At 30.0% G+C, this 3,679-nt stretch carries 7 protein-coding genes and 1 pseudogene; all 8 read left to right on the forward strand.

The features are described from left to right. On the forward strand, nt 1–631 hold a 631-nt coding region (locus GQ590_RS11725; protein ID WP_160409222.1), incomplete at its 5' end, for an RHS repeat domain-containing protein. Further along, complete coding sequence (locus GQ590_RS11730) at nt 628–1,275, forward strand: hypothetical protein (RefSeq protein WP_160409220.1); 648 nt, start codon at nt 628–630, stop codon at nt 1,273–1,275. The genes GQ590_RS11725 and GQ590_RS11730, both read left to right, overlap by 4 nt. Before the next feature lie 37 nt (nt 1,276–1,312). Then, the gene (locus GQ590_RS11735; RefSeq protein ID WP_160409228.1) at nt 1,313–1,903 is read left to right on the forward strand and encodes an RHS repeat-associated core domain-containing protein; all 591 of its coding nucleotides are present in this window, start codon (nt 1,313–1,315) and stop codon (nt 1,901–1,903) included. Nucleotides 1,904–1,911: 8 nt separating this feature from the next. After that, nucleotides 1,912–2,367 carry a hypothetical protein gene (locus tag GQ590_RS11740; RefSeq protein WP_141683090.1) on the forward strand — a complete coding sequence of 152 codons (456 nt, stop codon included), beginning with the start codon at nt 1,912–1,914 and terminating at the stop codon, nt 2,365–2,367. A gap of 94 nt (nt 2,368–2,461) precedes the next feature. After that, nucleotides 2,462–2,587 (forward strand): annotated as a pseudogene (locus GQ590_RS12965) (hypothetical protein); the annotation flags it as partial. Further along, complete coding sequence (locus tag GQ590_RS11745; protein WP_237397884.1) at nt 2,561–2,977, forward strand: GIY-YIG nuclease family protein; 417 nt, start codon at nt 2,561–2,563, stop codon at nt 2,975–2,977. The pseudogene GQ590_RS12965 and the gene GQ590_RS11745, both read left to right, overlap by 27 nt. 2 nt (nt 2,978–2,979) lie before the next feature. Further along, nucleotides 2,980–3,480 (forward strand): Imm26 family immunity protein, encoded by a 501-nt coding sequence (locus tag GQ590_RS11750; RefSeq protein ID WP_202112996.1) that lies wholly within the window; start codon nt 2,980–2,982, stop codon nt 3,478–3,480. A gap of 51 nt (nt 3,481–3,531) precedes the next feature. Next, nucleotides 3,532–3,679 (forward strand): RHS repeat-associated core domain-containing protein (locus tag GQ590_RS12745; RefSeq protein WP_160409224.1); only part of this gene is annotated, 148 nt, incomplete at its 3' end.

Consider the following 3,679-nt stretch of genomic DNA (forward strand, 5'->3'; position numbering starts at 1 on the left):
AGGAGAACTGGTTTGGCAGGTGGAATTTGACATCTATGGCAGAATACGGGAAGATACTTTTAACAATCAGCCGTTTATTCCGTTCCGGCAACTAGGGCAGTATGAGGATGTAGAAACAGGGCTTTATTATAATCGTTTCCGATATTATAATCCTGAAACCGGTTTATATATTAGCCAAGACCCGATAGGATTAGCAGGTAATAACCCGAATTTTTATGCGTATGTGCATGATTCGAATACGATGGTTGATGTGTTCGGGTTATTCTTTGGAAAGGTTATCGGAAACGCTCAAACCACAGGAACATTCGGACATTCAACAATCTCTAAAATTATTGCAAATATTTATTCTATTGACCCAAGAGTTCAAAGAGTAACTATGGACTTGGGTTATAAGAAACTACTTGGTGGAGGAAATTTCAAATACGGACCAAGACCTGATGTTGGAGTTCTTTATAAAAATGGAAGAGTTAAAATTATTGAGATTGCTTCTAAAACTGATAAAATTAATGACTTAATTTCAAGAAATAAAAACTTTATGAATATAAATAATATTGATGGTGATGTTAAAGTAAATAGATTAGCACAATTTATGGAAAAAATTAAATCGAAATTTAAAATAAAATGTAAATGATGTTTACTAAAAAAAACAAAATAAATGGAGATGTTCTCAAATATTTTATTGTAATAAATTGGAATGATAGAGAAGAATATACAACTCTGTTTAAGAGCTTTATTAAAGCATTCAATAAATTTTTGGAAAAAAATTCAATTGAAACGATTTACAAATTTGAATTAAATTATAGTTCTAAAAAGTATAGTAATGATTCATTCTGTACAAAAAATGAAATAGTTTATGCTAATGGGGTAAATAAAAATGATACTGTTTCTGTATTATATTCAAACAAGGCTTTAAATCAAATAAAAAAAGAGAATGAGAAAGAACTAATTGATATTATTCTCCATTTTAAAGAGGGAATCACAGAAGAAATTATGTTAGAAATCACAGAATTAGTAAATAACATTTTTCCAGTAACATACGGCTATGGCTTTGAATTGAAAAAAAATCAGGAAATAACATCTGAAAGCATTCTGAAAAAGACATTATTTGGTGTATCAACACAAAAAAGTAATTACAAAATCAATGTAAGCATAGAAAATGGTAATATTCCTAAAATGTACAGATATAATTTTCTGAATAAAAATCAAGTTGAGAATAATAACATTATTGATTACAAACCAATATCTAACAATTTAGTATTCTACAGAAAAGATTAAAAATAAACAATTATCTTTATAAAAATGTGAGCACTCCATTCCATTCAGACAATTAGGGCAGTATGAGGATGTAGAAACAGGGCTTTATTATAATCGGTTTAGGTATTATAATCCTGAAACCGGCTTATATATAAGCCAAGATCCCATAAAACTGGCGGGTAACAACCCGAATTTTTATGCGTATACGTTTGATTCGAATACGATGGTTGATGTGTTCGGGTTGGAAAATTGTGGTAAAGTACATAAGGATTTTAAATCTGGAGCATCTTTTTTAATGACTGGAAATGCCTACAATGATTTTGTTAAAGGACAGGCTAAGGTTGGTCGTCCTGATGGACAATTTGTTGCTCCAACGAATCAAATAAATGATTTATTGAAAAAGGCAAATGGTGATATTTCAGTTATTGAAAAAGGATTAGGTATCCCTTCTGGTGGATGGCAAGGTAAAGGAGGATTGTATAAAATAGATATACCTAAACCATTAGAACATAATTTAAGATTACCAACTTCTGATTTATCAGGAGCTAATGAATTGTTTATACCAGGAGGTACAACCTCTGGAGGAATAGCAGAAGCAGTGATGGATCAAGTACCAATAAGTCAAGTAATAATTACAAAAATATTATAAAAATGTTTATGAGAAAAGACGTTAATGAATTATTTGCTAAAGCCGTTCAGAAAAATGAAATATTTGATTATTTGACAGGTCAAAACGGATATGAAATTAGATTGAATGAAGCCTATATGCCTACAGATACTATAACGGCTTCTTTTTTAATAAAAAAATATTTAGAAAGTAATCCTAGTTTTAATAGCCATATAATTAATGAGCAATTTTTAGAAATAGCTAAAAGTAGTGAATGGTGCTGGTTAATATTATATTATATAAGCGCTTTTAAATACAATCAATTAGACTTTGTTGAATTTTCTGATTATTATAAATATATAAAAATAAATAAAGATGCATTAGAAAAAAATTCTGGATGGATATGTTTTAATTTCGGCAGAAAATGTCCCAATTTATGGGAAGTTGTTAAATATAAAAATAAGACGTTAATAGAAGAAGGATATAAGCTACCAAAATTAGAATAATTAAACCCCAGATCCAACCTTAAAAAGTTGTCTTTATTCATTAAATTTATTTGGTTATTCTAAGTAAGTAGTATAGAGAAAGCTTGAAGATACCGAAACAGGCTTGTATAGCAATCGTTTCAGGTACTATGGTTCATATATTAGCCAAGATCTGATAGGGCTAGCAGGTAATAACCCGAATTTTTATGCGTATGTGCATGATAGTAATGCTTGGGTGGATCCGTTTGGGTTGGATCCTTTAGGTACAAGTGGCTATTCCGTATATGCATTGTATGAAAATGGTTCTAGTACACCTTATTATATAGGGATAACAAAACAAGATATAGATACTAGAATTTCTCAACACATTGAATCAGGAAGATATACGGGAACACATGAAATATTGAAAAATAATGTAACTATAGAGCAAGCTAGGGGTTGGGAGCAGGCATATATGGAATATTATCAAACAAAAACAGGTATTATAGGTGAGGAAATATCATCTACTAATAAGGGAAATAAAATAAATTCATTTGACAAATCAAGGACAGATGCTAGAGGAAAAGCTTTTTATACGGAATATGAAAAAGCTAAAGCCCAATTAGAAGGAAATAAAATAAAATGCCATTAATCATGAAAAAAACAGAAGTTATACCAGGAGAAATATATGCAATTCCCCTATTTCTACCTACTGAAGATATTAAGGAAAATTTAAAGAATTATAAAAAAGAGAAGTTTGATAATAGGGGGAGAGAATTTGTCTTTTGTAGAATTATAGATGATAAAGGGGGAAGTGGCATATTTGTAGAAGTATTTGATCAAATAGGGACGTTACAAGAAGATATTCAATCTATTATAAACTCTCCCAGATTATTCTCTCCAATATCTATATCAGGATTAGGAATTTCAAAAGGGAGATGGAAAAAGATTTATACACAAGATAATTATGATCCAGAAAGAGAGTCTAATTTATCAAAAATTCAATTAGTAATGGGGCGAGGAGAAGATTCTAGGTTATGGCAAAATGGTATCGAAAAAAAAATTAGTGAAACTGAAGCAAAAAATTATGAACAATGGATTGTTTGGACTCCAACTCAATTAGAAATAAGGATAAAAAATAAATTATTCAAATAAAGAAATTTAAAAATAATAATATAATATTTTGCCCAATGAAATGATACCGATATACCATTCAGGCAACCGGGGCAGTATGAGGATGTAGAAACAGGGCTTTATTATAATCGTTTCAGGTATTATAATCCTGAAAGTGGAATTTTCATCAGTTCCGACCCTATCTCTATCTTAGGGGGATTGAATACCTACGCATATGTTT

Source organism: Gilliamella sp. Lep-s35, assembly GCF_009795845.1.
In the GTDB taxonomy this organism is placed as follows: domain Bacteria; phylum Pseudomonadota; class Gammaproteobacteria; order Enterobacterales; family Orbaceae; genus Gilliamella.

Excerpts from the sequence above, each read along its gene's own strand:
- GQ590_RS11730 (WP_160409220.1), top strand. The coding sequence starts at position 628 with ATGATGTTTACTAAAAAAAACAAAATAAATGGAGATGTTCTCAAATAT.
- GQ590_RS11750 (WP_202112996.1), top strand. The coding sequence starts at position 2,980 with ATGAAAAAAACAGAAGTTATACCAGGAGAAATATATGCAATTCCCCTA.
- GQ590_RS11740 (WP_141683090.1), top strand. The coding sequence starts at position 1,912 with ATGAGAAAAGACGTTAATGAATTATTTGCTAAAGCCGTTCAGAAAAAT.